Genomic DNA, 26,448 nt, shown 5'->3' on the forward strand with positions numbered 1-26,448 from the left:
TATCCACAAACATCTTCCTATTTATTATTTTTAGATAATTGCTCATACATCAGATTTGATAATCCTATTCCCTGTCCTTTAGACACTTCCCTTGCTATTTCTTCATCAAGCTTTTCTTCAAATATTTCTCTCGCATAGCTTTTCTCCAAAAGTTCACCATCTATAACTGTTCTTCGCATGTTTTTCAAAAGAATATTTGTGAAGATTTCTTCAAAACTATTACATGCTTCTTTGAGCTTTTCAGTATCATTGGATTTTTCAACCGATTCAAGTATTTTTTTGAATTCGTCGGTTTTATTAGTATCAATGGTATTTTTAGCTTGATTTATAGGATTTATATTTAAATTTGATATTTTCATGGAGCTTACCTCCTAAGATTATTGGCCATTTGCAACATCTCATCAGCAGTTTGGATAGATTTGGAGTTGACTTCATAGGCCCTTTGGGCTGTTATTAATTTTATCATTTCCTCTACCACTTGAACATTTGAAGTTTCTAAAAATCCTTGTAAAACTTCTCCTGCATCACCCTCAAAGGATTCTACAAATTCTCCTGAAGCCGTTGTTTCCTTCAGCAGGTTCTTTCCTACGCTTTCAAGCCCTGCAGGATTTGCAAATTTTACTATTTCAAGCATTGCAATTTCTTCTATTTCTTCATCATCTGTTCTTTTAACACTTACCATCCCATCGGAACTTACATAAATATCAGATATATCTCCACCAAGCTCCACATCTCCCATGTCACTTTGAACATAATATCCATCTGCAGTAGTTATTCTTGCTTCTCCATCTTCTATACTGAGTTTAAAGCTCCCATCCTTTGTAAAGAATAAATTATCATTATTATCCCTTACCATAAAGAAGCCTTGTCCATCTATTGCAAGGTCTAAATCATTATCAGTTTGTTCAAAACTCCCGGATGTAAATGAACGTACTGAAGCAGCCGGCGTTACTCCATGGCCTACTTCGAGATTAACAGGCTTTCCATTTCCCTGATTAAAATCTGTTCTTCTTAATTTCTCATACATAAGATCCTTAAATTCTATTCTCTGCTTTTTATATCCCGTTGTATTTACATTGGAAAGGTTGTTTGAAATAGTATCTATATTCAATTGCTGTGCCTTCATACCAGAAGCTGCCGTCCAAAGAGCTCTCATAGTTATTAATTCCTCCAATACAATCTAATTATATATAGATATACGCCAATAAAACTTAAGAAAGGATTCTCAGTGGCTACAACCGCAAACTAAACTTTTAAAAGCATACATTTATAAATTTCCCATAGTAAAACTTAACTATCTACATTAATCATTCATTATTAATTTCCTAGACTTTCCCCACTTCATTCACTACTTTTCCTATTGTTTCATCATAGGTTTTTATAACCCTTTGACTTGATTCATAACCCCTATATAAAGTCATCATTTCTATCATTTCTTTAATTGGATTTACATTTGATTTTTCTAATCGTCCTTGAAATACCTGACCCTCAAAAATTTCTTCTTCTAATTCTATGTTTTCTTCTATTTTGTAAAGTCCTCTTTCTGTTTTTCTCAAATCCCTAAGATTTTCTATACTAACAATATCTAGCTTATCAATTATTTCTCCATCCATCATAATCTCTCCAGCTGGGGTTAAGGATATCTCTTCACCATCTAATATGATATTCCCATACATTCCCTGAACTCTATGACCCTCTGAGGTTACGAGTTCTTTATCACTATTGAGTTTAAATGATCCATCCCTAGTATATCTAATGCCTTCATCGGTTTCTACTGTGAAAAATCCACTTCCCTTTATAGCAAAATCTAATGGATTTTCAGTTTGTATAAGCTGCCCCTGCTGAAAATTAGTTTCTATTCTTTCTAATTTAACACCGGAATTCATCGTTCCTATTACAGATGGATGAGTAAATGTTATTAAACTATCTACCATTTCCCCATCTACAAAAACTCTTCCATTTTCATCTATATTTAATTCGCCTTCACCAACATAAATTGATCCACTATTACCTAATATTTCATACCCATAATCACTATTTATTCTTCCTTCTCTATCCTTATAAAATGTCCTTAAAAAGCCATCCTCCCCAACAGTAAATCTAGCCTTATCATGATAGCTTATTCCAGTTGGAGTCTTTACCCGCATATATCCAGTATCTGATTTCACTTCAAAATAACCATTTTTATCATTTACCTCTACCTCATGAAATTTCGTCAAATTTTCAGGTATAATATTTCCATCCATTTTGCTGATTAAGGCATCTTCAAATGACTCTAAAAGAACCAAATCCTTTTTAAACCCTGTTGTATTTACATTTGCAATATTATTACTCACTACATCTATTTTTCTGTTATTTGTTATGAGAGATGATGATCCCATATATAATCCACGAAACATGCTCTACCTCCTTGTGTTGACTATTCGACCATAACTAATAGCCACTTAACTCCTAGGTTTTTAGGCCTAATCTTTGTTAGTAAAATATAGTTCCGAATACAATATCCCTAAACATTTTATCGGTTATTTTGAGGATATTCTTTAAATTTTTATTTAATTTTTTAATTTTTATATGATAATTATGCAATTTGCTCATTTAATAAAAGTCTTTAAAAAATCTTAAAAAGATCGCTAATCATAAATTTAGCGATCTAGTGCATTATATAAAACACTTATCTCCTTCTTCTATTTCTTCTATTTGTCATCATGCTCTTTTCAAGTACATCAAGATGATTCAATGACATCCCCGTACCAGTTGCAACACATGATACCGGATCTTCTGCTATATAAGTTGGAATACCTGTTCTATTCTCAATAAGCTTGTTTAATCCATTAAGTAATGCTCCTCCACCTGTCATTACAATACCTCTTGTACTAATATCTGAAGCCAGTTCTGGAGGAGTCTTTTCAAGAACTGAGTGGACTGCATCTGCTATTACACTTACGGTTTCATTAAGGGCCTCAAGCATATCCTCAGTAGTAACCGTTATTGTCCTTGGAAGCCCTGTAATTAAATCTCTTCCTCTACAATCCATTTTTATTGCTTCTGTCTTTGGAAATGCCGTACCAATATTTATTTTTAATTCTTCAGCAGTTCTTTCTCCTATAAGTATATTTTTGGTCTTTCTCATATATTTAATAATAGATTCATCAAATTTATCCCCAGCTATTTTTATTGACTCACTAACTACTATACCTCCCAATGATATTACAGCTATATCTGAGGTTCCTCCTCCTACATCTAAAACCATATTCCCATCGGGCTTAGTTATATCCAGTCCCGCCCCAACTGCAGCAGCAATAGGCTCTTCTATAAGATAGGTCTTCCCACCACCTGCTTCAGTTGTGGCATCTATAACTGCTCTCTTTTCAACTTCTGTAACACCACTTGGAACACAAACTATTATTTTAGGCTTAATAAAGAATTTTCTGCCGCAGGTTTTATTAATAAAATATCTAAGCATTCTTTCAGTAACCTCATAATCGGAAATAACCCCATCTTTAAGGGGTCTGATAGCCACTATATTCCCGGGGGTTCTTCCTAGCATTTGTCTAGCCTCTGAGCCTACTGCAAGTATCTCATCTGTATTTCTATCTATTGCCACCACAGATGGTTCCTGTAGAACTATCCCTTTACCTTTAATGTATACCAATACGCTGGCTGTTCCTAAATCAATACCTATTTCTGTTCCAAACATTATTTCACACCTTTCATCTTTATCTAACTGCTTATCTTTAGCTTTTTCTTTTTTTCTTTTATAGTGAATCCAATATAATCTTGAAATTATTTTAATTTTAAAATAGAGCTAAAGTTCTAATTTGTTTTAAAAATACCCATAAATTTACCATTCTATACTTTTTTACAAATTCCTCTATATTTTTCATCATTTTTAGTATAAAAAATATTTGAATTTAAAACTGTCAAATTTAAGTAGACCTTTGTATTCTATACCTATTTATAACATAATATTGCCCTCTTTACAATGGCTATATAAAATAATAATATTTTATTATTAGACTTTTTTCTTCTTTAAAAAAATTACAAAATAAAACAAAGGTTTTACCTTTTTAAAGCCATATTTTCAAGTCATTATAAAGGCTTAATCTACATTTTAATTTTTTAATCTATATCGATTTTTAGGTCTGCCTAGTTTTCCATAAATATGAATAATCTCAAGTTGTTCCTGTTCTAGCATATATTGTAAATAACGATGGACAGTTTGATATGCTAAATGAAGACCCTTTGTAATATCACTTATGGTAACATCCCTATCCTGCTTTTTTATATAGTCCTTAATTAAATTTAATGTGGCCACACTAATACCTTTTTCCAGGTATACCCTCTCTCTTTTTTCATTGAGTTCCCTATGCATATCGTATATATGAAGATTTACTTTTATCCTTGCAATTAGGTCTGGGGCCTTTATGGGCTTAATTGCAAAGTCCGTTGCTCCAACAGCCATAAATTTATCGGATATCTCCTGCCTCTCATCTACTGTTAACACAAGTATAACCAATTCTGGCACTAATTCCTTAAGCCTTTTTACAGTAGTTAGACCATTGAGTCCCGGCATGTGATAATCCACAATAACCAACTTGGGTCTAATTTCTTTAACCAGTTTTATTCCTTCTTCGCCGCTATCAGCAGTATAAGCTTCATATCCGGAAAATTCACATATTTCCTTTATTGTAAATAGTATATCCTCCTCATCGTCAATAACAACAATTTTCACCTTATCATCCATTATCCTGCCCCCTGTCTTCTATATTTGCAATTGGTAATTTAACAATTACAGTGGTCCCAAATCCATATTGGCTTTCTATTGCTATTATTCCATTATTCTCCTCTATAATCTGCCTGGCAAATGGAAGTCCCAAACCGGAAGTGTTATTTGTTGAATGTCCGATTTTCCAAATATCATCCAGTTCATTTGGAGGAATGCCAATACCATTATCAATAATCTTTAAAACAATCTCATGCTCTTCCCTTTCTATCTTTAGCAGTATTCTCTTCTCCGGTTCTGTATTTTCTGCTATGATAGCATTTTGTATTAAATTTATTATAGCCCTTGACACTCTAATTTTATTTACAATAATCGGCGGAAGATCCTTCTCATATTGAATCTCAAACTTAAGAGATTCATCTTCTATTGGTATCTGGGATCGTATATAATTAATCAGTACAGAGATATCTATAACTTGTCTGGATTTTCCATAAAGAAAGCTGGAAATCATTTCACTCATCTTTTCTACAGCACTTTCAATTCTTTTACTGTAGGTAGATAATTTATCCAAATCCTTGGATAACAGAAGCAAAGAATTAAGTCCTCTTATAGTTACAAGTGGTGTTTTAAGATCATGGGCCAAAGCATTGATTTCATGATATATTTTGTTTTCCATCACCTTAGCCTGCATACTTTCCAATTCTCTAGCCTTTTGATAATTTTCCTCCACCACAATAATATGCCTATGATGAAAACTATATAGAAGCGCCGTCATGATAGATGAAAACAATAGGGGAATTAAAAAAGCAATACCTACAGTATTAAGTATAGATTCACTTTCTAAATAAAATCCAACAATCTTAATACTTACAGAAATATCACCGGCTCCAACTCCAAGACTCGATAAAGCTGGCATAATATTAATCCACTGCACAGCAAAAAAAACTTGAATACTAACGATTATATTAGAAACTAAATTCATTTCTTCTTTAGAAATTATCATTAAAAATGTGATAAATATCAGGGATAAAAAATCCGTCAAAGGTTCCCAGGGTAAAATCAGCCATCGATGATATATTCCTTTAATCAATAGAAATACAAGAATAAATAAGAGTCGGTTCTTGCCATGACTAAAGGACTTTAATGGTTTTAGTTGTCCTATGATAAGTAATATACTTATATATAATAATATATTATGTACAGTGAAAAAAATATTTGCAGAAGCAGATGCCAACACTAAATTCCCACTGTCTCCTGAATTAATGGCTTCACGGATCCATACTATAATATTAAATAAATAGGATTTTGACATCAAGGTAATAACAGTTAATATGACAAATAACATATACCCCATCATAATATTTAAATTGACATGATATTTTTTGTTTAACATAAATTCACCTCAACGATACAAGGAAGCAAAGGGCGCTTTTATTTCTTGAATATCCTTAACCAGTGACAATGGTGTATTATTTTTTGAAGATATACTACTGATAAATTCATCATAATCACCATCATGGGTACTAATAATAAATGAAGATGCCTCACCTACTATTTCCAATAAATAATCTGTTTTTGAATTTCTTCTTGCTTTGCCTCCTATATATACCATAACTATTGGCATATCTAATTTTTCAACACTATCGATAAATCTTTCAATACGATGAATTTCATCCTTGTATGAGGTATCATTTATCACTTCTCCAATTCTACTATAACCTACAACTATAACAACAGAACGTACAAGCTCTAAATCTACCCTTTCAGCCTTAGGCATGAAATAATTGTGCAGCATCAGTTCATTGGCTATATCTTTGATTATATAAGTATCTGTACTTTGACCTGCCGATGTGATTAAGATTTTTTCATCGGCAATAGGATTTGGAAGATAAATATTAGTTTTATGTTCTTTGTATGACGATGATTTAAACCAATTTAGAATTGTTAAAGTTATAATTGTCCCCAGAAAAATTAGTGCAATTCTTTTTATGATTATTTTTCTTTTCATATTATTCCCCATTCTCTATATAAACCTTATTTAATACTTCCTGACCACTAATACTTGGTATATAGCCAATAACATTTTTTCTCACTCCTATAAATGTCATTGTATGTACCAATGGTATTGCTGGGGTATCTTCATGAATCAACTCCTGCAGAGTTCTATATAAATTGGCACGAAAATCCCGGTCGGTTGCTTGTCTAGCTTGATTCAGAAGAATATCCACCTGTGAATCCCTATAATAGGAATAATTCCTTGATACTCCCTGCTTTAAATTTTCCGAGGCAAAAATTGTATACAGAAAATTATCAGGATCAAATATATCTCCATTCCATCCTGCCAGCACCATATCATAGTCTCCTTTATTTCTTCTTTTAATAACCTCTGCCCAAGGAACTATTGATAGCTTAACCTCTATATTAGCTTTAGAAAGACTGCTTTTAATGTATTCTGCTAATGCAATGGGTCTAGGAAAGTATTTTCTTGGTAAATCCATAACTAAAAGTTCCAACTCAAAACCATCAGATAACCCTACCGATTGCAGCATTTTTTTTGCTTTATACACATCATAATCTAAGGCCTTTATAGTTTCATTATGTCCCCAAATTACTGGCGGTAAAAAAGAATTTGCGGATTTTGCCAGCTCATCAAAGGCCTCAGTCATCATTTTATCACGATCGAATAAATGTCCAACAGCCCTACGTACTTCCCTTAGCTTGAAATAGTCTTTATTCATATTCATAGATAAGTATCCTATGTTAAAATAAGGGCGACTTATAAGTGATATATTTCTATCTTCTTCCAGTTTCTCAATCTCATTTTTAGTTAGCAAATCAACAACATGAATTTTTCCAGACTTAAGGGCTCTTAGCCTTTCCTCTTTATTAGCTATGGTCTTAAACATAACTTTATCTACCTTAGCTTTCTCTCCCCAATAATTATCATTTCTTTCTAATACTATAGTATCATCATCCCTCCATGATTGGAAAACAAAGGGACCGCTTCCTACTGGATGTTGCTTTAAATTTTCATTAAAGGTCATGATAGCATCAGGGCTAGCAATTCCAAAGGCTGGCATTGTTAATATATTTAAAAAAGGAGAATAAGGCTCTTTTAGTCTTATTTCTAAAACCTCATCGGATAATGCCGTCACTTGCTCCACAATTCCAGGAAAACCTCCAAAGCTCATATTCCAATAGGTAAAATAACCTGTATGATAAGGACTGCTTTCGTCCATCCATCGAGTAAAGTTAAAGGCTATAGCTTTTGCATTTAAAGGACTTCCATCATGGAAAAAAACATTTTTCCTTATTTTAAACTGCCAAATCAATCCATTCTCACTGATATTCCAGCTTTCTGCCAGTGAAGGTACAATTTTACTACTATTATCATCATATCGAACTAAATTGTCATAGATATTTACAGTCACCTTAAAGGAATCATGATCTGTCAAAACCGCTGGATCTAGCCCAAGGGAAGAATTAGCCCTTCCCATGACAAGAATTTTTTCTTCTTTATCATCACTAAGTAATTCCTTTCCCTTATCTATTAAACCATCTATTTGAAAGTGGAAGGCTGTAAGTAAAATCCACAAAACAATTGCTATTCCACTACCTATTAAAATCCATTTAAGCTCTCTCATATTTCCACACTCCTCGTACTTATTTTATCAGAAAAATAGTAATTTTGTATTTTTTTCAGAGAAATAAGTGATAAAAAAACAATTTATTCTATGTTTCACTTATACTTATATATGTAATATTTCAAAATTTAATAATTTTAATTTAAAAGGAGGATGCTAACACATGGAAACAAATTCAAAGCAACGCTCAGGAAAAGGTTTTTTCAACTTCTTTCTTGATGGAATTGAAAAAATAGGTAATAAACTACCTCATCCTGTAACATTATTTGCATTATTCGCCCTTGCAGTTATTATTATTTCAGAAATTTCTTCCCGTGCAGGATTAACAGTTGATTTTTACGATGCAAAGTCTAAGGCTCAAAAAACAGTAGAGGCTGTATCTCTGTTAAATGCTGAAGGTTTAAGGTACATGATCAACTCTGCAACACAAAACTTCACAAGTTTCCATCCATTGGGAACTGTATTGGTTGCAATGCTTGGAGTAGGTGTTGCTGAAGGAACAGGACTTATTAATGCTTCATTAAAAAAACTAGTACTTAGTACTCCAAAAAAGCTTATAACTGCCGTAGTTGTATTTGCTGGTGTAATGTCAAATATAGCTTCAGATGCAGGATATGTTGTATTAGTTCCCCTTGGAGCCATAGTATTCTTAAGCTTTAAACGTCATCCACTGGCAGGTTTAGCAGCTGCCTTTGCAGGGGTGTCCGGCGGTTTTTCTGCCAATTTACTATTGGGTACATTAGATCCTTTGCTAGCGGGTATTACAAATGAAGCCCTTTCTGCCGGTGGTATAGACGCATCAATATTACCAACTTCCAATTACTATTTTATGGTTGCATCTACAGTATTAATAACTTTCCTTGGAACCATAGTAACAGAAAAGATAGTAGAGCCACGACTGGGAGAGTACAAAGGTCAAAACGCTGATGAAACAATGGAAGTTACCAAAGAGGAGAAAAAGGGTTTAGTTGCAGCTGGTTTATCTATACTGGTATTTATTGGGGTATTTTTACTGTTAATGCTTCCTGAAAATGCAATATTAAAGGTAGATGGAAGCTTAAAGACATTTACTTCTAATGGACTGGTTCCAGTAATAATGCTATTCTTCTTAATTCCAGGCTTAGTATATGGTATAACTTCGGGAACAATTAAAAGTGATAAAGACGTAGTTAAGTTCATGGGAAAATCCATGTCCAACATGGGAGGTTATTTAGTTCTAGTATTCTTTGCTGCTCAATTCATTAAATATTTCTCCTATACAAATTTAGGTATTATATTGGCAGTAAGTGGAGCAAATTTCTTAGAATCCGTTGGTTTTGTAGGTCTACCTTTAATTATATCCTTTATAGTAGTTGCTGGATTTATCAACTTATTCATCGGTTCAGCATCGGCAAAATGGGGAATCATGGCACCGGTATTTGTTCCAATGATGTATAAATTAGGATTTACACCTGAATTCACTCAATTAGCTTATCGTATTGGGGATTCCTGTACAAATATAATTACTCCTCTTATGTCATATTTTGCAGTCATCGTTATATTTGCTAAAAAATATGATGAGGACACTGGAATTGGTACCTTGATATCTACAATGCTTCCTTATTCACTTATTTTCTTAGTGGGATGGACATTATTATTAACTGTATGGTATTTCCTTGGATTACCAATAGGACCAGAAGCATTTATAAATCTATAAAGAAACTAATAAAGCAGGGCTTTAGCCCTGCTCTTATCTTGTAGTTGATTTATGCTATTTTGCTAAGCCACTATATTTTATCTTTGTTGCTTTCCCACCTCTAATATGTCTTTCAGCTTTATTTTTATCAAGTATTCTTTTTACTTTGATAGCTAAAAGAGGGTTTATCTTGGGGAGTCGTTCGGTGACATCCTTGTGTACTGTACTTTTGCTTACTCCAAAGACTTTAGCTGTCTGTCTAACTGTAGATTGTTTGCTGATTATGTGTTCAGCGATTTCAACAGCCCTTTCCTCTATATAGTCCTTCACTGATGTACCCCCTTTAAAAAAATGGTTTGTTACATAATATGCAGTGAAATTACTATATAGAACATTAAACTTATAAGTTAAGGATTTTTAGCTTATTAGTTATTCTCTTCTTTATTCCTGGGCCAAATATTTCATTGGATCAACATTTTCACCATTAAGTAATACTTCAAAATGAAGGTGTGGAGCATCTGCTGACTCAAATATCGATGAAGTTCCAACTCCACTTATAGTCTGTCCTTTAGTTATTTTATCCCCTATATTAATCATTGCATCAGTACATAAATTACTATATCTTGTCATTAATCCATTTTCATGACTAATTGATACAGTTATTCCAAGCCTTGAATCCGTTAATATCTCCACTATTTCCCCTGCCAAAGCTGCTTTTACCGGGGTATTTTCTTCTGAAATTATATCTATACCATGATGAGTCGTATAATGCTCTAGGGTATTTGAATATGTCAAGGTTTCAACAGCATATTCCATACCTATCTCTCCCTTTACAGGCCACATCATTACCAGATTTTCATCATTTGAAGCTTCTATAGCTTCATCATTGGTATCCTCATTTTCAGCTATATTTAACACCGGTTCATACACTAGTTCCTCAACTAAAATTTTCCCTTTATTCTCTTCAGGATTTTTAGTTGAATCAGAATCTTCCTCAATTATGTCTAAACTATCTTGTTCTGTTATGGCTAACTCATCAAACTCATCTAATTCATCAAATTCGTTTTCATCTCCTATAATAATAATATCATCAGTTTGTTTTTCCATTTCTCTTTCTGTCATGTCTATAATTTCAGATTCGGCTATATTTATTTCATCATTTTGAGGGATTTTATCCTCTGCTATTCTATCAACATTTGATTTAGCCACCCAAACAGCCACTACTCCAACTATACAAACACATAAGAACATAATAATATAAAAACCCTCTTTTTCCAGCAATCTAAGACTCTTTTTTTCTTTATCAGTATTATTATTCCTTTTGAACTTTTTTCTAAAATTCATATCGTCCACCTCCATTTTTTATTATTACCAAAATATCAGTGGACGATACATAAAATTGTTATTTATATTCTTCTATTTCCACTCCCTGATAATAGTGCTTTAATATATCTATAAAATCATATCCTTCTTTAGCCATTCCATTGGCTCCGTATTGACTCATGCCTACTCCGTGACCATATCCCTTTGTTGTAAATGTCATTTTTTCTCCAGATATTTTTATCTTAAAATTAGCTGATTTTAAACCAAATAATTCCCTAATATTTCTACCTGATAATATTGCATTGCCTATCTTCATCTTAGTTATTCTTCCACCTTCGCTTCTTTCTAATACTTTTAGAGAATCTACAATATTATTTTCATTTAAACCACAATCCTTATATCTATTATTTACCTTAGTAATAAATTCATTTGTAGATATCACTGTTTCATCCTCCAGATGTCTGGAGTCTTTTTCATAGGGGCTATCTACACTTCTTAAATAGGGGGCCATAGATGTAAAGACATCCTCAGAGTTTTCTGTTTTTCCACCGCTTGTTGAATGATATAAAGGATCTATTAGTTTTGAATCATATGTTATTATTAAGCCCTTTGTTTCCTCTACAGCTTTTTCAATCTTACTCCAATAATTATTCATCCAATCCTGAGGCTTTGATTTTTCAAGTTCTGCTTTACTTTTATATACCTGACAATGTACTTGATTGCAAACCTCAGCCCCTGGATGAGCTGGATTTCCTTCATCTCCATATTTTATTTTTTGATGAATAACCTTAGTTCTTGCAGCCACTGCCTGAGCCTTAAGGGCATCTATTTCAAATTCAGCTGGCATCTCGCTGGCAACAACACCCTTCACATACTCTTCCAGTTCTATTTCTTCAATCCTTTGAGTTTCCTTTATATAAACCCTTATAATTGTTTCCTTTGAAATTTGTTCTTTATTTTCAGTATAGAGTGGATCTATATCACAGCTATATATTAGAACCATTGGCAATATTATTATTACTAATATTATTCCAATTACTATATAAAAAATCCCCTTCATATTTTCTCCCCCTTGTCCATATAAAGCTCTTTACATTTTATGTTATCAAAGGGTAAAATATGATAGATGAATTGTTTTTTATCCTCAAATGCAAAAAGAAACGACTAAAAGTCGTTTCCGTAAACATATCACATTTATCTGTAGTTAAACAATCTTAAAATTTACTTTTCAATTTGTTTCACTATGCAATTTGCTTAATTAGCTATATATTATTCCACTCTTTCAATGTCTGCACCTAAATTTCTTAATTTGTTTTCTATTGATACATAGCCTCTTTCAATATGATATATGTCATTTATTTCTGTTGTACCCTCAGCAACTAGTCCTGCTAGTATAAGCGCCGCTCCAGCTCTAAGATCAGTAGCTCTAACCTGGGCCCCTTGAAGTCCTTTTACACCTTGAACCACTGCACTATGTCCTTCTATTTTAATATTTGCACCCATCCTGTTTAATTCACTAACATGCATAAATCTATTTTCAAATACTGTTTCAATAATAACACTGGTTCCCTTTGCAATACTTAAAAGGGACATAAATTGAGACTGCATGTCAGTTGGAAAGCCTGGATATGGTAGAGTCTTTATATCTATAGCATTGATTCCATTTGAAGCATTAACCCTTATTTCATCTCCATTTTCATAAATTTCTACGCCACATTCCTTAAGTTTTGCTATCATTGGCTTTAAATGATCTGTAAGTGCATTTTTTATTGTAACATCTCCACCTGTTATTGCTGCTGCAACCATATATGTACCTGTTTCAATTCTATCTGGTATTACAGTATGCCTTACTCCACCTAGCTTTTTAACTCCCTGTATTTTTATAGTATCGGTTCCTGCACCTTTTATATTGGCACCTAAACCATTTAAAAAATTTGCTAGATCAACTATTTCAGGTTCCTCTGCCGAGTTCTGTATTATAGTCTGTCCCTCAGCCATGGTGGCAGCCATCATTATATTTTCAGTGGCACCTACGCTGGGAAAATCCAAGTATATTTTATCTCCTATCAATCGATCAGCTTTTGCCTCAACATAACCATGACCTAATTCTATTTTAGCACCTAATGCACTTAATCCCTTTAAATGCAAGTCAATGGGTCTAGCTCCTATAGCACAGCCCCCAGGCAAGGATACCCTAGCCCTTCCCATTCTAGCTAAAAGAGGCCCTATCACTAAAAATGATGCCCTCATCTTTTTTATTAAATCATAAGGAGCTTCTGAGTGATCTATCTTACTAGAATTTATCTCAATAATTCCATCGGAATGTTTCCTGACATTAGCCCCAAGAGAAGTTAAAACTTCACTTATTACTTCAACATCCCTAAGGGGGGGAATATCTTCTAAAATAACTTTATCCTGGGCTAGTAAAGATGCTGCCATTATTGGTAACACAGAGTTTTTTGCACCACTTATCTTTACTTCTCCCTTTAAAGGTCTGCTTTTTCTTACAATTATCTTTGGCAATTGTGGTCCTCCTTTTATTAAATTGTTGGTTAAATTAAGGACTTTCCAAAACTGAAATATTTTTAAAGTATATTTTTCATTTTATTGTATTAATATGGTAAAACGATCTGATAATAAACGCAAAATACTCCACCTTAATATTTCTACATGAATTAAATTTTTCCTTCTTGAATTTTAAAATAAATGTCATTTCCTAAAATTAACATAAATATACTTTTGAATCTAATATTCTAAAACAATTAATGGTGTTCCTATCCATATATAGGTCCTATTTTCATAGCTATTGAACCTAGAAGCAATATTTATATTCACTTTCTTACCACAATAGCCTATATGCTTCTCAATATTAGATGTATATCCTGTTATACTTATTAATTCATCTGACTCTATTCCCTCTATTTTTTCAGCATCAATTTTTTTAAATATATTTTTAATTTTCCCCTTAATTTCTTTCATATCAACAAGTCCATCATAGTATCCTATTAAATTAATATTTAGATTAACACTTCCATAATTACTTAGAACATCTCTAATTTTATCACATAATTCTTTTAAATCATATTCTTTATTAGTCTGAATTATATCTATTACTATACTACTTTCTTTAAAGTCCTCAAGTCTGGAGCTTTGTAGTATGACAGTACCATGTATTCCTTCACTAATAGTACCGTTAACAATAACCTGACTAAAATCGTCCCTATTTTCCTTTTCAAATTCAATCTCTTGCATATTTAGCTTTCCTGAAATATCATTACATATTTTATTGGCATTGTCAATAGTAATAAATTTGTCATTAAATACAACATAACTATTAATATTTATATGATCCAAATGTGCCTGGGACTCAAGAAAAGAAGTATTTACTATGTCTTCTGGTTTTAAATTTTCACTGGAATTGCCAAATACAATAGATACACTGAATATAAAAATTAAAATATACGTAAATAATTTCTTATACATTTCCCTCACCTCATTATTAATACCTAGAAGCTTTAAAATGATAAAAGGAAGAGATATAGCCACAAAATATGCAAAGGGGGACTTAAAATCATATTTTGTGCTATACTCTTTCCTCTTTCATTAAAAGTATTAACACATTACTTTTTTTATATACATGTTTTTTTATTTATGAAAATAATTTTTTGAGAACTAAAAAGGAATCCCAAGACAATAATTGTCTTGGGATTCCTTTTTATTCACCCTTTGAAACTCTTATTCTATTTATAGCTTTATTAAGAGCTATTTGAGCCCTTAAAGTATCTATGTTTTCAGAATTCTTTTTGAGCCTCTCTTCTGCCCTTTTCTTAGCAGCCTCTGCTCTCTCAACATCTATCTCCTCAGGCCACTCTGCCGAATCGGTAATTATAGTGGCTTTATCTTCATCAGTACTTATAAAGCCTCCAGAACATGTAGCCTCAAGAATTTTGTCATCCTTTTTTATTTTAATTACCCCTATAGATAAAGGCGATACAGTAGGAACATGATCCCTAAGAATTCCAACATCCCCTTCTAAAGTCCTAGCAATAACCATGCTTACCTCACCTTCAAAAAACTTTCTATCGGGAGTAACTATTTCAATTTGGAAAGTCGATGCCATTTATTCACCTCCGAAAAGTTCCAAGTCTAGAAACTTGTAACCTGCAACTTAAAACTTAACCCTAAGCTTTTACTCTTAAGATTGTTTAGCCTTTTCCACTGCTTCGTCAATTGTACCTACAAAGAGGAATGCCGATTCTGGAAGATCATCGTGCTTGCCTTCTAGTATTTCCTTAAATCCTCTTACGGTTTCTTTTATTGGTACATATTTACCTTCAAAGCCAGTAAACTGCTCAGCAACATGGAATGGCTGAGATAAAAATCTTTGAATCTTTCTTGCCCTGGAAACAACTAATTTATCTTCATCTGAAAGCTCATCCATACCAAGTATGGCGATTATATCCTGAAGTTCTTTATATCTTTGAAGTATTTCCTGAACATCACGGGCTACTTTATAATGCTCCTCTCCAACCACATCGGGAGCTAATATCCTTGATGTAGAATCTAATGGATCAACGGCTGGATATATACCAAGGTTAGATATATCCCTAGATAAAACCGTAGTTGCATCAAGGTGGGTAAAGGTTGTTGCCGGAGCAGGGTCAGTAAGGTCATCGGCAGGTACATATACAGCCTGCACTGATGTAATAGAACCCTTATTAGTTGATGTAATCCTTTCTTGAAGAGCTCCCATATCAGTAGCAAGTGTAGGCTGATAACCAACGGCACTAGGCATACGTCCAAGTAAAGCTGAAACCTCTGAACCCGCTTGAGTAAATCTAAATATATTGTCAATAAATAATAATACGTCTCTTCCCTCGGTATCCCTGAAATATTCTGCCATGGTAAGTCCTGTAAGACCTACACGCATCCTAGCTCCAGGTGGCTCATTCATCTGACCAAATACCATTGTAGTTTTATCTATAACTCCAGACTCAACCATTTCATAGTAAAGGTCATTACCCTCTCTAGTTCTTTCCCCAACACCAGCAAAAACAGAGAATCCACCGTGTTCCTTTGCTATATTATTGATTAGCTCTTGTATAAGAACTGTTTTACCAACACCAGCTCCACCAAAAAGACCTACCTTACCACCCTTTGAATAGGGAGCTATAAGGTCAACTACCTTAATACCTGTTTCAAGCATTTCAGTAGAAGTTTCCTGTTCCTCAAAGGTAGGAGCAGGCCTATGGATCGGCCAATTTTCCACTCCCTTTGGAGGCTCCTTTGAATCTATAGCCTCACCAAGCACATTAAATATACGACCTAATGTTGGAGTTCCTACAGGAACTGAAATTGGAGCTCCTTTATCAACAGCTTCTACTCCTCTTACCAATCCATCCGTTGATGACATAGCTATACATCTTACTGTATTGTCACCTATATGGTTGGCAACCTCAACAATTATTTTCTTATCATTGTGATTAATCTCTATAGCATTCAAAATATTAGGCAAATTTTCACTTTCAAACCTAACATCCACTACCGGACCTATTATCTGTACAACTTTTCCAACGTTTTGGGCCATAATAATTTCACATCCTTCCATAAAAGTTCTAAGCTCCAAGTTCTTAGAACAACAAATTATTTAAGGGCTTCTGCGCCACCAACTATTTCTGTAATTTCCTGAGTTATAGCAGCTTGACGGGCCTGGTTAAAGGATAATGTCAAGCTATCAATCATTTCTTCTGCATTGTCAGTTGCACTTTCCATAGCCACTCTTCTTGCAGCCTGCTCACTAGCAGCTGACTCAACTAAGGTACCATACATTGTACTTTCTATATATTTAGGAATCAAATAATCTAATACTGCTCCTGGAGAAGGCTCATAGGAAACATATTTAAATTCCTTTTCCTCAGCTTCTTCCTTTTCTTCCTTTGATACGGGCAAAAGTTTAACCATTTTAGGCACCTGGGATATAGTGCTTACAAATTGAGTATAAACAAGTTTTATCTCGTCTATTTCACCTTCTTTATATAATTTCAAGGCTAGCCTGCCTATATTTTTGGCATCGATGTATTCCGGTTTTTCAGAAATATTTAAATACTCACCTACTATATTGTAACCTCTTTTTGAAAAATAGCCCTTAGCCTTTTGTCCAATGACAATAAAACTAACCTTTTCTTTCTTTTCTATATCCTCTAAAGCCTTTTTTATGGCATTTATATTATATCCGCCACATAGACCCCTATCAGCTGTAATAACTATATATAAGCTTTTCTTAACTTCCCGTTCAATGGTATATGAATGATCTATATTACTGGAGCTTCCCAGTATTTCCTGCACTGTTTCATTAACAGTTTCAAAATATGGTCTTACTTTTTCAAGCCTGCCTCTTGCTCTCCTTAGCTTAGCAGTAGATACAAGCTCCATAGCCTTTGTAATTTGCTTTGTACTATTTACACTTCTGATTCTACGCTTTATATCGCGCATTCCCATTCCTGCCATCTACCTTCACCTCCTGCGGCAAGGGTTTTTAAAACATATTTATGCTCTATCTTTTTCTTTTTCCAAGAATAGCTTATTAAATTCTTCTATTGCTGCTTTAAGTTTATTTTCAGTTTCTTCATCAAGCTTTCCGGTTTCTTTTATAGCATCACCAATCTCAGGCTTGTTATTTGTCATAAATTCTATCAACTCTTCTTCATAACGTCCTAAAGCTTCCACCTCTATATCACTTAGGTATTTATTAACTGCCGCATAGATAATCATAACCTGGTCCTGTACCCTCATTGGACTGTACTGAGGCTGCTTTAGAATCTCCATAAGTCTTTGTCCTTGATCAAGTCTTTCCCGTGTATCCTTATCCAGTTCAGAACCGAATTGGGCAAAGGCAGCCAGCTCTCTATATTGGGCAAGCTCAAGCTTAATTTTACCTGCAACCTTTTTCATAGCTTTTATCTGGGCATCTCCACCAACACGGGATACAGATATACCTGCATTAACCGCCGGTCTTTGTCCTGAATAAAATAATTCTCCCTCAAGATATATCTGACCATCGGTAATAGATATAACATTTGTAGGTATATATGCTGAAACGTCACCGGCCTGGGTTTCAATAATCGGTAGGGCAGTTAAAGATCCTCCACCAAGTTTGTCACTCAGCTTTGCAGCCCTCTCAAGTAATCTACTATGCAAGTAGAATACATCACCAGGATATGCCTCACGTCCTGGAGGTCTACGAAGCAACAGTGACATAGCACGATATGCAACAGCATGCTTGGATAAATCATCATACATTATCAATACATCTTTTCCTTGATGCATAAATTCCTCTCCCATGGCACAACCAGCATAGGGAGCTATATATTGAAGTGGAGCTGGCTCACTGGCAGAAGCAGAAACAACTATAGTATAATCCATAGCACCACGCTCTTCTAAGTTCTTAACCAGTTGAACTACAGTAGATTTCTTTTGTCCTATGGCAACATATATACAAATTACATTTTCTTCTTTTTGATTTAAAATTGTATCAATACAGATAGCTGTTTTACCTGTTTGCTTGTCACCGATTATAAGCTCCCTCTGTCCTCTACCTATAGGTATCATTGAATCAATAGCCTTAATACCAGTCTGTACAGGCTGGTAAACTGATCTTCTATCTATAACACCAGGTGCATTTGATTCTATAGGTCTATATTTTTCAGATTTTATTGGTCCCTTTCCATCTATAGGCTGTCCCAGTGCATTAACTACCCTTCCTATCATTTGCTCTCCTACAGGAACCTCAACTATTCTTCCAGTACTCTTTACAGTATCTCCTTCTTTAATATTCTCATCGGACCCAAGTAAAACGGCACCAACATTGTCTTCCTCCAAGTTTAGCACCATACCGTAAACTTCACCAGGAAACTCAAGAAGCTCTCCTGCCATACACTTCTCCAGGCCATGGATTCTTGCAATACCGTCACCAACCTGAATTATTGTGCCTACGTCCTTGGCTTCCAGCTTGCTTTCATATCTTTTAATCTGTGCTTTTATCACAGAACTTATTTCTTCAGGTCTAAGATTCATGGTCTACTCACCCCTATCACTTACACTATGATTTGAGATAGACTTTCCTTCATTTCTTCAAGTCTACTCTTTATTGTTCCATCAATGACCTTGTCACCTATCTTAATTAAAATTCCGCCTACAACACTTTCTTCTATCTCATTTGAAAGATTAACAGTTTTTCCTGTTAAAGAAGATAGCTTATTTTGAAGTATCATTTTATCTTCTTTCTTTAGAGGAACAGCCGTTATTGCCACAGCCTTGACTATTCCCTTATGCTTATTAACCATATCTTCATATGACCATTTTATTTGCTCAATAAAATGGCCTCTTCTTTTATCAATTATTATTTTTAGAAAATTATTCATTTCCTTGCTCAATTTATCACCAAAAACTTTTTCTATTACTTCTTTCTTTTCATCTACTTTAACCAATGGAGTTTTAAATAACTCATAAAAATCTTCATGGATTTCAAATGTTTCCAATACAAAGCTAAGCTCATCTAAAAACAAATCCATCTTGTTTTCTTCTAATGCCACTTCAAATAAAGCCTCTGAATATGTTTTGGATACTAATTTTGCCATCTTGTTTCCCCTACCTCATCTATAAACTTTCTTACAAGGTTATTATGCTTTTTCTCATTTAAGTCCTCTTCAATGACTTTAGAAGCAGCTAGCATGGCAATAGAAGCTATTTCATCCTTAAGTGAATTTATAGCCTTTTCTCTTTCTCTCTCTATTTCTAGATTAGCTCTTTCCTTTATTTCCTTTGCTTCTTTTTCAGCTGCCTTTACGATTTCACTGGCCCTTTCTTCAGCCCTTTTAGCAGCATCCCTTACTATCTGTCTTCCTTCTTCCTGGGAAGCTTCAATTTTACTAATATATTCACTCTTATACTTTTCAGCTTCTTCATTTCTTGCTTCAGCCCTTTCTATAGACTCAGCAATTTCACTTTTTCTCTTTTCCATAAACTCGGAAACTGGTTTGAATAGAAGCTTTTTGAGGATAAGAAATAGTATAAATGTATTAATTAATTGAAACCAAAAAGTCGCACTCGGGTCAACTAATCCAAACTTCAACCCTTCCATTTAGACGCCTCCTTTACAAACCGAATTATATTAACAGCAAAATTTATTATAATTTAAATTCAGCTATTTAAAATCGGAGATTTTCAAAACTGGAGATGGTTTTCCATCTCCATTTAATCTAAAAATTTCTAGAAAAATGGGTTAGCAAATAACAGAATTAGTGCCACGATTAATCCATAAATACCAGTAGTCTCTGCTACTGCTGCACCAAGAAGCATAGTTCTAACAATATCACCCTGAGCTTCCGGCTGTCTCCCAACACCTTCTGCACCTTTACCAGCTGCATAACCCTGACCAATTCCAGGTCCAATACCAGCTATCATAGCTAAACCTGCTCCAATTGCTGAACACGCTTTTATTAAATCTACACCATTCATTCTACTTCCTCCTTTAAATATTCACTCTTAAAATTCGTTTTCAAATTTGTGGGAAATATTTTTTGATTTGTACACAAGTATCTAATTTGCAATAATATTAAACTTACCTGATAAATGGATTTGCAAACATTAATACCAATGCAATTATAAGTGCATAAATACCTGTAGTTTGGGCCACTGCCTGACCTAAGAACATAGTTCTTACAACGGTGGAATATAATTTTGGCCTTCTTCCCACTGCCTCAGTAGCCTTTCCAGCTGCATAACCTTGTCCTATTCCTGGTCCAATACCAGCTATCATGGAAAATCCTGCTCCAATTGCTGCAGCAGCTAAAATTATAGATGCTCCTGTAACATTAACTATTGGATTTCCATATAAAAGTATAACAGCAACTACTAAGGACAAAATACCAGATGTCTCTGCCACAGCTGCTCCTAAAAGCATAACCATAGTAGATTGTTTACTTGCCTTGGGATTAATCCCTACAGCCTCAGCACCCTTTCCGGCTGCGTAACCTTGCCCTATTCCTGGGCCAATACCAGCTATCATGGCAAGTCCAGCCCCAATAGCTGAGGCAGCATAGATCAAGGTCTCTTTGTCAAAGCTAAGCAGCCAAGCAAAGAACTTATCAATAAAATTCATGCTGCACTCCTCCTTCATGACTAAGCACTAATTTGAGGAAATCTCATAGCTTTTAATTTAGCTATAAAATAAAGCACTCAAACCTTTGAAATAATACTCAAACCTCTTTGTTATAAATAAAACTTTAATCCATAGCCATTGATATAAATACCATGGTAAGCATAGCAAAAATGAAAGATTGGAGTAATCCTGCAAATAAATCAAAATAAATATGAAGCACTGCAGGGATCCCTGCTTGCAGTATTGGTATTCCAATACCCAATGCACCACTCAAAAATCCTAATGCATTGTATAAAAGAGCCATAATAATTACTCCACCTACAATATTACCAAATAGACGAAAGGCTAAGGATACTGGGTTAGCAAGTTCTCCTATAATATTAATTGGTAATAAAATAGGTATAGGTTCCAAAAAGCCTTTGAAATAACCTTTAATTCCATTGGATTTAAGACCATTATACTGAACCATACAAAATGTAATTATAGAAAGGGCAAATGTAGTATTAACATCTGCTGTCGGTGGTCTAAGACCAAACAAACCAGAAATATTTGCTATTCCTATAAAAATTAAGAGAGTTCCTACATAGGGTGCAAAACCCATTTTGTCTTCACCCATAGTTTGTTTTGTTAGATTATAGATAGATTCTACCAAAACCTCAACTACATTTTGCAACTTACCTGGAACCTTATCAAATTTTTTAGTAGCAAAATATGCAAAAAGACCAAGAACTAAGATAATAAACCATGTGACAGTTACAGTTTGACTAACTGCTATACCACCTGGCAATTCTATAACTTTATAAGGTCCAAAGCCGCCATTCATTGGTTGTCCTCCCTTCTCTTAAAAATTCTTTTGTAATATTCCTTACTGTCAAACAAATGTGTTGAAAATACTGCTATTTTCACTAAAAGCAAACCAATAATTGTGGCAAATCCATTTAAATGATCTGCCCTTAGAGAAACTACTATAACAATTCCAGTGGTAATGTATCTTAACATATACCTAGAGGAAGTATAGCCCTGAGCTCTTCCTGGATTCATTGTAACTGCTTTCTCAATAGTTTTTCCCAAGTGAATAAAATTTAGTATTCCTATTAGTCCACCAAAAATATACCCTAGTATATGGGGCTTTGGGTTTTCAGATGCAAAGAAAGCTATTACAATTAAACCACAAAGTAAAACTAAAACTCTTTTAATAATCTTAACTTGTAATTCATAGGTTTTATTCAATTATGTATCACTTCCTTTTGTTTAATATCTTCATCATAATTTTGTAAAGATTTAAAAATGAAGAAGCAACTCCTAAACCTATAAATATAAATAGGAAAATATTACCTGTACCAAACTTATTATCTATATAATTACCAAGTAAAACACATATTACTATAGGTAGAGCCATCATTAAACCAATTTGAGTTAAAAATATTAGATTCTCATACATTGTATATTTATTTTTACTCATCTATTTTTTATCTCCCAAGTATAAAAGTATTGAACTGAAATAATTGCATAATATATATGTAGTGCTTTAGAAATATTAAAGCCATGTAGTGAAAGAATTTAACAATATTCTTCAAAAAATATAAAATATATAATTTATAATTATTATATATTATTAATATATAATTATAACATTAATATTACCACATATAAAATTTTATAATACAAAGAATATTTAGACAAGTATAATAATTTTTTTATATAATCATTATATGATCATCAGATGTTTGTTAAATTTTCATCAAACCTCGATTAAAATATAATCATGGTTTGCATACTATAATACTATTCGACAATCTTTTTTAATTTCCTTCTTATCTTTTATTATAAATTTAATATTTTATAGATGAAGGCTTTTAAAATCCACCTTCGTTCTTATAGTTTTATATACTTTAGGAATTTACATACCTCAAATTTGATAAAATTACATATGCGAATATTATCCTTAATTTGACTATTTAGAATAGAATATATTTTCATGATATGGCTTTAAGGATTTTAAACAATATATAGTAGTTAGATTTTTAAGGCAATTATGGGATTTACTAAAATAATTATAAAAATATGTATTTTTTATGAATTTATGTAAATACTATATATACGGATTTTAAGTAAAAACTTTAATTTATACAAATCAAAAACTCTCAAAATCGCAATGTATTTACACATGTATAAATTAAGTTTTTCTTGTAAATCCTATAGAGATTCAAGAAAAGAGAGAAGGTTCAATTATGTTTTTGGTCCCCCTTTACATAATTTTGAATAAACCTCTCTTTTCTTTTTTACAAATACATTCGAACCGTTAACTACTTATCTTTAAAATACTCCTTTATAGCCTTTACTATTCTCTCACTTGCTTTTCCGTCTCCATATGGATTAACGGCACTGGCCATTTTTTTATATTCTTCTTTATTATTTAGTAGTTTATCTGTCGTATTAAATATTTCTTCCTTCTCTACACCTACTATATTCACCGTTCCTGCCTCAACTGCTTCAGGTCTTTCTGTCTCTGTTCTTAGAACTAATACCGGTTTGCCAAGGGCAGGAGCCTCTTCTTGAATTCCTCCTGAATCCGTCAAAATTACATATGCTCTATTCATTAAATTTGCAAAAGGCTCATAGTCTAGGGGGTCTATTAAGTGAACTCTAGGTGTATTTTCCAATATGCTAAATGCTATTTCTCTAACCTTGGGATTGAGATGGATAGGAAATACCACCTCAGCATCTTCATTTTTCATTACTATTTCCTTTATTGCTGAAAAAATATTTTCCATAGGTTTTCCAAGATTCTCTCTTCTATGGGAAGTAAGAAGTATAACTTTTTTATTTTTATAATCTATATTATTAAGAATATCTAATTCAAATTTATACTCTTCATTGACAATCCCAAGCAAAGCATCAATTACTGTATTACCAGTTACTATTATATCATTTTTTTCTATATCTTCTCTAAGAAGATTTTTTTTATTTCCGTTTGTCGGGGCAAAATGAAGATTGGCAAGCCTTCCAGTAAGACTTCTATTCATTTCCTCAGGATAGGGAGAATACATATTTCCACTTCTAAGTCCAGCTTCAACATGACCTATATTTATCTGATTATAAAATCCAGCCAAAGCACCTACAAATGTAGTTGTAGTATCTCCATGGACTAATATCATATGGGGGTTTACTTCTTTAATTACTTTCTCTAACCCCATAAGAGCCCTACATGTTATTTCACTTAAGGTTTGTCCAGATTTCATTATATTCAAATCATACTGTGGGGAAATATTAAAAAGCTTCAAAACCTGATCAAGCATTTCTCTATGTTGGGCAGTAACACACACAATAGATTCTATACCATCAGTTTCTTCTAATCTTTTTACTACTGGAGCCATCTTTATTGCCTCAGGTCGTGTACCAAATATAGACATAATTCTTAAGGGATTAAAAACTGTTCCTTTTTTATTCAAATTATTCATCCTTTCAAAATTGAACTATATAGGGTTTATATAGTAAAACAATATTAAATTTAAAAGCCAGCTTTCTTTATAGAGGCCAAGCATTAATTAAAAAGCCAGGGAATCCTGGCTTTCTATTAAAAGTCATATAAAACTTAATAAAGGAAGAAGCCTCTGAGGTTTCCTTTTGAGCGATTTTTATAAACCTGTTTATCCTTTTTGATTATTCCATCTAAAACAGGTTTATTACATGAGCCAAAAGGATTCTCAGTGGCTGCGACCAATAAATTAAATTTTACAAGCGTACATTTATATAGGTTAAGGTTAACTTATGTATATTAAAATATTAGTGTCGTTTGTCTGCATTTGAAGCCTTATGCTTTTCAACCCATGTTTGATTTATAGGAATTGCCACAATAGCCACAGTTATGACTAACATTATAGCACTGTTTACATATTCCTGCTCTAGTAAAAATGCTCCACTAAAGCCCAAGAAGGAGCTTATTGTATATAGGATTAAAACCGCTCTTTTTTGACCCATTCCTATGGAAAGTAATCTATGATGTAAATGACCCTTATCAGCTTGCATAATAGGTTTCCCATTGAAAGCCCTTCTTAAAATTGCAAATGTAGTATCAAAAATAGGAAGCCCTAATGCAAATATAGGTATAATCATAGCTATAGCGGTAGGTCCCTTTATAAATCCATTTATAGATATGGCAGCTAGAATATATCCTAAAAATAAAGAACCTGTATCTCCCATAAAAATCTTTGCTGGATTAAAATTATAGGGTAAAAAGCCTATACAGCTCCCAGCTAAAGCTAATGTCAACATTAAAGTATCCTGGCTATTAGATAATTCTGGTTTGGCATACGCAACATAGGCTAAAGTTAGTGCTGCTATAGCTGATATTCCTGCTGCTAGCCCATCTAATCCATCAATCAAATTAACAGTATTTGTAATACCCACAACCCAGAATATTGTCAGAGGTATACTTAAAATACTAAGCTTAATTGTTTCTTGACTTAAAAATCCAATAGTATCGGATTTAAAGAAATTAGTTATGTACTCTATTTTAATTCCAAACTTAATAAGTATAATAGCTGCAGCTATTTGCACTAATAATTTCACTTTAGCCGGCAATGGCCTTATATCATCAACAAAACCCATTGCTGCTATAATAAGAGCTCCTAAAACCATACCAAATATTTCTCTATTGATTTCTAATAAGTTAATTTTAAATAGAATCAATATACTTACTATAAAGCCTAAAAAAATGGCTAGGCCACCTAGTCTTGGAATTGGAGTTTTGTGTACTCTTCTATCATCCTTTGGTATATCTATAGCCCCTACCTTGTGGGCCAGTTTCTTTACTATAGGAGTTGATAAAAAGCTTACTAAAGCTGCAATAGCCCCAGGCAAAATAAATCTGGTCATAATTCACACTCCTTGATATAACTTTCAGGTCAATTCTTAATAGTCA

27 protein-coding genes are annotated in these 26,448 nt (G+C 33.3%); 1 reads left to right on the plus strand and 26 read right to left on the minus strand.

The window, feature by feature from the left end; all coding sequences use genetic code 11:
- Positions 1-17 precede the first annotated feature (17 nt).
- The 8 genes from B5X81_RS06925 to B5X81_RS06960 all read right to left on the minus strand — a co-directional run bounded on the left by B5X81_RS06925 (position 18) and on the right by B5X81_RS06960 (position 8,367).
- Positions 18-359, minus strand: coding sequence for a rod-binding protein (locus B5X81_RS06925; RefSeq protein WP_079490453.1), 342 nt, complete (start codon positions 357-359; stop codon positions 18-20).
- Positions 360-364: 5 nt separating this feature from the next.
- Positions 365-1,156 carry a flagellar basal-body rod protein FlgG gene (gene flgG, locus B5X81_RS06930; RefSeq protein ID WP_079490455.1) on the minus strand — a complete coding sequence of 264 codons (792 nt, stop codon included), beginning with the start codon at positions 1,154-1,156 and terminating at the stop codon, positions 365-367.
- 169 nt (positions 1,157-1,325) lie between these two features.
- Positions 1,326-2,399, minus strand: a complete 1,074-nt coding sequence (locus B5X81_RS06935; protein WP_079490456.1) for a flagellar hook-basal body protein — start codon at positions 2,397-2,399, stop codon at positions 1,326-1,328.
- Between the two features lie 272 nt (positions 2,400-2,671).
- Entirely contained in the window at positions 2,672-3,697 is a 1,026-nt protein-coding gene (mreB, locus tag B5X81_RS06940; protein WP_079490458.1) for a rod shape-determining protein, read from the minus strand.
- A gap of 414 nt (positions 3,698-4,111) precedes the next feature.
- Positions 4,112-4,744 (minus strand): response regulator, encoded by a 633-nt coding sequence (locus B5X81_RS06945; RefSeq protein ID WP_244282025.1) that lies wholly within the window; start codon positions 4,742-4,744, stop codon positions 4,112-4,114.
- Positions 4,737-6,116 (minus strand): sensor histidine kinase, encoded by a 1,380-nt coding sequence (locus tag B5X81_RS06950; protein WP_079490459.1) that lies wholly within the window; start codon positions 6,114-6,116, stop codon positions 4,737-4,739. The genes B5X81_RS06945 and B5X81_RS06950 overlap by 8 nt, the downstream gene beginning before the upstream one ends.
- A gap of 9 nt (positions 6,117-6,125) precedes the next feature.
- The gene (locus B5X81_RS06955; protein ID WP_079490461.1) at positions 6,126-6,731 is read right to left on the minus strand and encodes a DUF6305 family protein; all 606 of its coding nucleotides are present in this window, start codon (positions 6,729-6,731) and stop codon (positions 6,126-6,128) included.
- 1 nt (position 6,732) lies between these two features.
- Entirely contained in the window at positions 6,733-8,367 is a 1,635-nt protein-coding gene (locus B5X81_RS06960; RefSeq protein ID WP_079490462.1) for an ABC transporter substrate-binding protein, read from the minus strand.
- Between the two features lie 163 nt (positions 8,368-8,530).
- On the opposite strand from B5X81_RS06960, the gene B5X81_RS06965 reads away from it, so the two are divergent.
- Complete coding sequence (locus tag B5X81_RS06965; RefSeq protein ID WP_079490464.1) at positions 8,531-10,063, plus strand: AbgT family transporter; 1,533 nt, start codon at positions 8,531-8,533, stop codon at positions 10,061-10,063.
- 54 nt (positions 10,064-10,117) lie between these two features.
- Here the strand turns inward: B5X81_RS06965 and spoIIID are convergent, their stop codons facing one another.
- From spoIIID to B5X81_RS07055, 18 genes are all read right to left on the minus strand, one after another.
- Positions 10,118-10,372 carry a sporulation transcriptional regulator SpoIIID gene (spoIIID, locus tag B5X81_RS06970; RefSeq protein WP_079490465.1) on the minus strand — a complete coding sequence of 85 codons (255 nt, stop codon included), beginning with the start codon at positions 10,370-10,372 and terminating at the stop codon, positions 10,118-10,120.
- A 111-nt stretch (positions 10,373-10,483) separates the two neighbouring features.
- Positions 10,484-11,386, minus strand: a complete 903-nt coding sequence (locus B5X81_RS06975; protein ID WP_170917312.1) for a M23 family metallopeptidase — start codon at positions 11,384-11,386, stop codon at positions 10,484-10,486.
- 58 nt (positions 11,387-11,444) lie between these two features.
- The gene (gene spoIID / locus B5X81_RS06980; RefSeq protein ID WP_079490468.1) at positions 11,445-12,425 is read right to left on the minus strand and encodes a stage II sporulation protein D; all 981 of its coding nucleotides are present in this window, start codon (positions 12,423-12,425) and stop codon (positions 11,445-11,447) included.
- A 209-nt stretch (positions 12,426-12,634) separates the two neighbouring features.
- Entirely contained in the window at positions 12,635-13,888 is a 1,254-nt protein-coding gene (gene murA, locus B5X81_RS06985) for a UDP-N-acetylglucosamine 1-carboxyvinyltransferase (protein WP_079490470.1), read from the minus strand.
- Between the two features lie 222 nt (positions 13,889-14,110).
- The gene (locus tag B5X81_RS06990) at positions 14,111-14,848 is read right to left on the minus strand and encodes a YwmB family TATA-box binding protein (RefSeq protein ID WP_079490471.1); all 738 of its coding nucleotides are present in this window, start codon (positions 14,846-14,848) and stop codon (positions 14,111-14,113) included.
- Between the two features lie 232 nt (positions 14,849-15,080).
- The gene (locus B5X81_RS06995) at positions 15,081-15,485 is read right to left on the minus strand and encodes a F0F1 ATP synthase subunit epsilon (protein WP_079490473.1); all 405 of its coding nucleotides are present in this window, start codon (positions 15,483-15,485) and stop codon (positions 15,081-15,083) included.
- Between the two features lie 75 nt (positions 15,486-15,560).
- The gene (gene atpD / locus B5X81_RS07000; protein WP_079490821.1) at positions 15,561-16,952 is read right to left on the minus strand and encodes a F0F1 ATP synthase subunit beta; all 1,392 of its coding nucleotides are present in this window, start codon (positions 16,950-16,952) and stop codon (positions 15,561-15,563) included.
- 56 nt (positions 16,953-17,008) lie between these two features.
- Positions 17,009-17,872, minus strand: coding sequence for an ATP synthase F1 subunit gamma (gene atpG / locus B5X81_RS07005; protein ID WP_079490474.1), 864 nt, complete (start codon positions 17,870-17,872; stop codon positions 17,009-17,011).
- Positions 17,873-17,911: 39 nt separating this feature from the next.
- A complete protein-coding gene (gene atpA / locus B5X81_RS07010; protein ID WP_079490476.1) occupies positions 17,912-19,438 on the minus strand; it encodes a F0F1 ATP synthase subunit alpha in 1,527 nt (508 codons plus the stop codon).
- 20 nt (positions 19,439-19,458) lie between these two features.
- Positions 19,459-20,001 (minus strand): F0F1 ATP synthase subunit delta, encoded by a 543-nt coding sequence (locus B5X81_RS07015; protein ID WP_079490477.1) that lies wholly within the window; start codon positions 19,999-20,001, stop codon positions 19,459-19,461.
- Positions 19,989-20,504, minus strand: a complete 516-nt coding sequence (gene atpF / locus B5X81_RS07020) for a F0F1 ATP synthase subunit B (RefSeq protein WP_079490479.1) — start codon at positions 20,502-20,504, stop codon at positions 19,989-19,991. The genes B5X81_RS07015 and atpF overlap by 13 nt, the downstream gene beginning before the upstream one ends.
- 128 nt (positions 20,505-20,632) lie before the next feature.
- Entirely contained in the window at positions 20,633-20,881 is a 249-nt protein-coding gene (gene atpE, locus B5X81_RS07025; protein ID WP_073146919.1) for an ATP synthase F0 subunit C, read from the minus strand.
- A gap of 103 nt (positions 20,882-20,984) precedes the next feature.
- Positions 20,985-21,524 carry an ATP synthase F0 subunit C gene (atpE, locus tag B5X81_RS07030; protein ID WP_079490480.1) on the minus strand — a complete coding sequence of 180 codons (540 nt, stop codon included), beginning with the start codon at positions 21,522-21,524 and terminating at the stop codon, positions 20,985-20,987.
- 124 nt (positions 21,525-21,648) lie between these two features.
- Complete coding sequence (gene atpB / locus B5X81_RS07035) at positions 21,649-22,347, minus strand: F0F1 ATP synthase subunit A (RefSeq protein ID WP_079490482.1); 699 nt, start codon at positions 22,345-22,347, stop codon at positions 21,649-21,651.
- Complete coding sequence (locus B5X81_RS07040) at positions 22,344-22,754, minus strand: ATP synthase subunit I (RefSeq protein WP_079490483.1); 411 nt, start codon at positions 22,752-22,754, stop codon at positions 22,344-22,346. The genes atpB and B5X81_RS07040 overlap by 4 nt, the downstream gene beginning before the upstream one ends.
- 7 nt (positions 22,755-22,761) lie before the next feature.
- Positions 22,762-22,986 (minus strand): AtpZ/AtpI family protein, encoded by a 225-nt coding sequence (locus tag B5X81_RS07045; protein ID WP_139380269.1) that lies wholly within the window; start codon positions 22,984-22,986, stop codon positions 22,762-22,764.
- 844 nt (positions 22,987-23,830) lie between these two features.
- Positions 23,831-24,937 carry a non-hydrolyzing UDP-N-acetylglucosamine 2-epimerase gene (wecB, locus tag B5X81_RS07050; protein WP_244282030.1) on the minus strand — a complete coding sequence of 369 codons (1,107 nt, stop codon included), beginning with the start codon at positions 24,935-24,937 and terminating at the stop codon, positions 23,831-23,833.
- Positions 24,938-25,310: 373 nt separating this feature from the next.
- Positions 25,311-26,402, minus strand: coding sequence for a glycosyltransferase family 4 protein (locus B5X81_RS07055; protein WP_079490486.1), 1,092 nt, complete (start codon positions 26,400-26,402; stop codon positions 25,311-25,313).
- Positions 26,403-26,448: the final 46 nt, after the last annotated feature.

The organism is Maledivibacter halophilus, assembly GCF_900167445.1.
Classification (GTDB): Bacteria; Bacillota; Clostridia; order Peptostreptococcales; family Caminicellaceae; genus Maledivibacter; species Maledivibacter halophilus.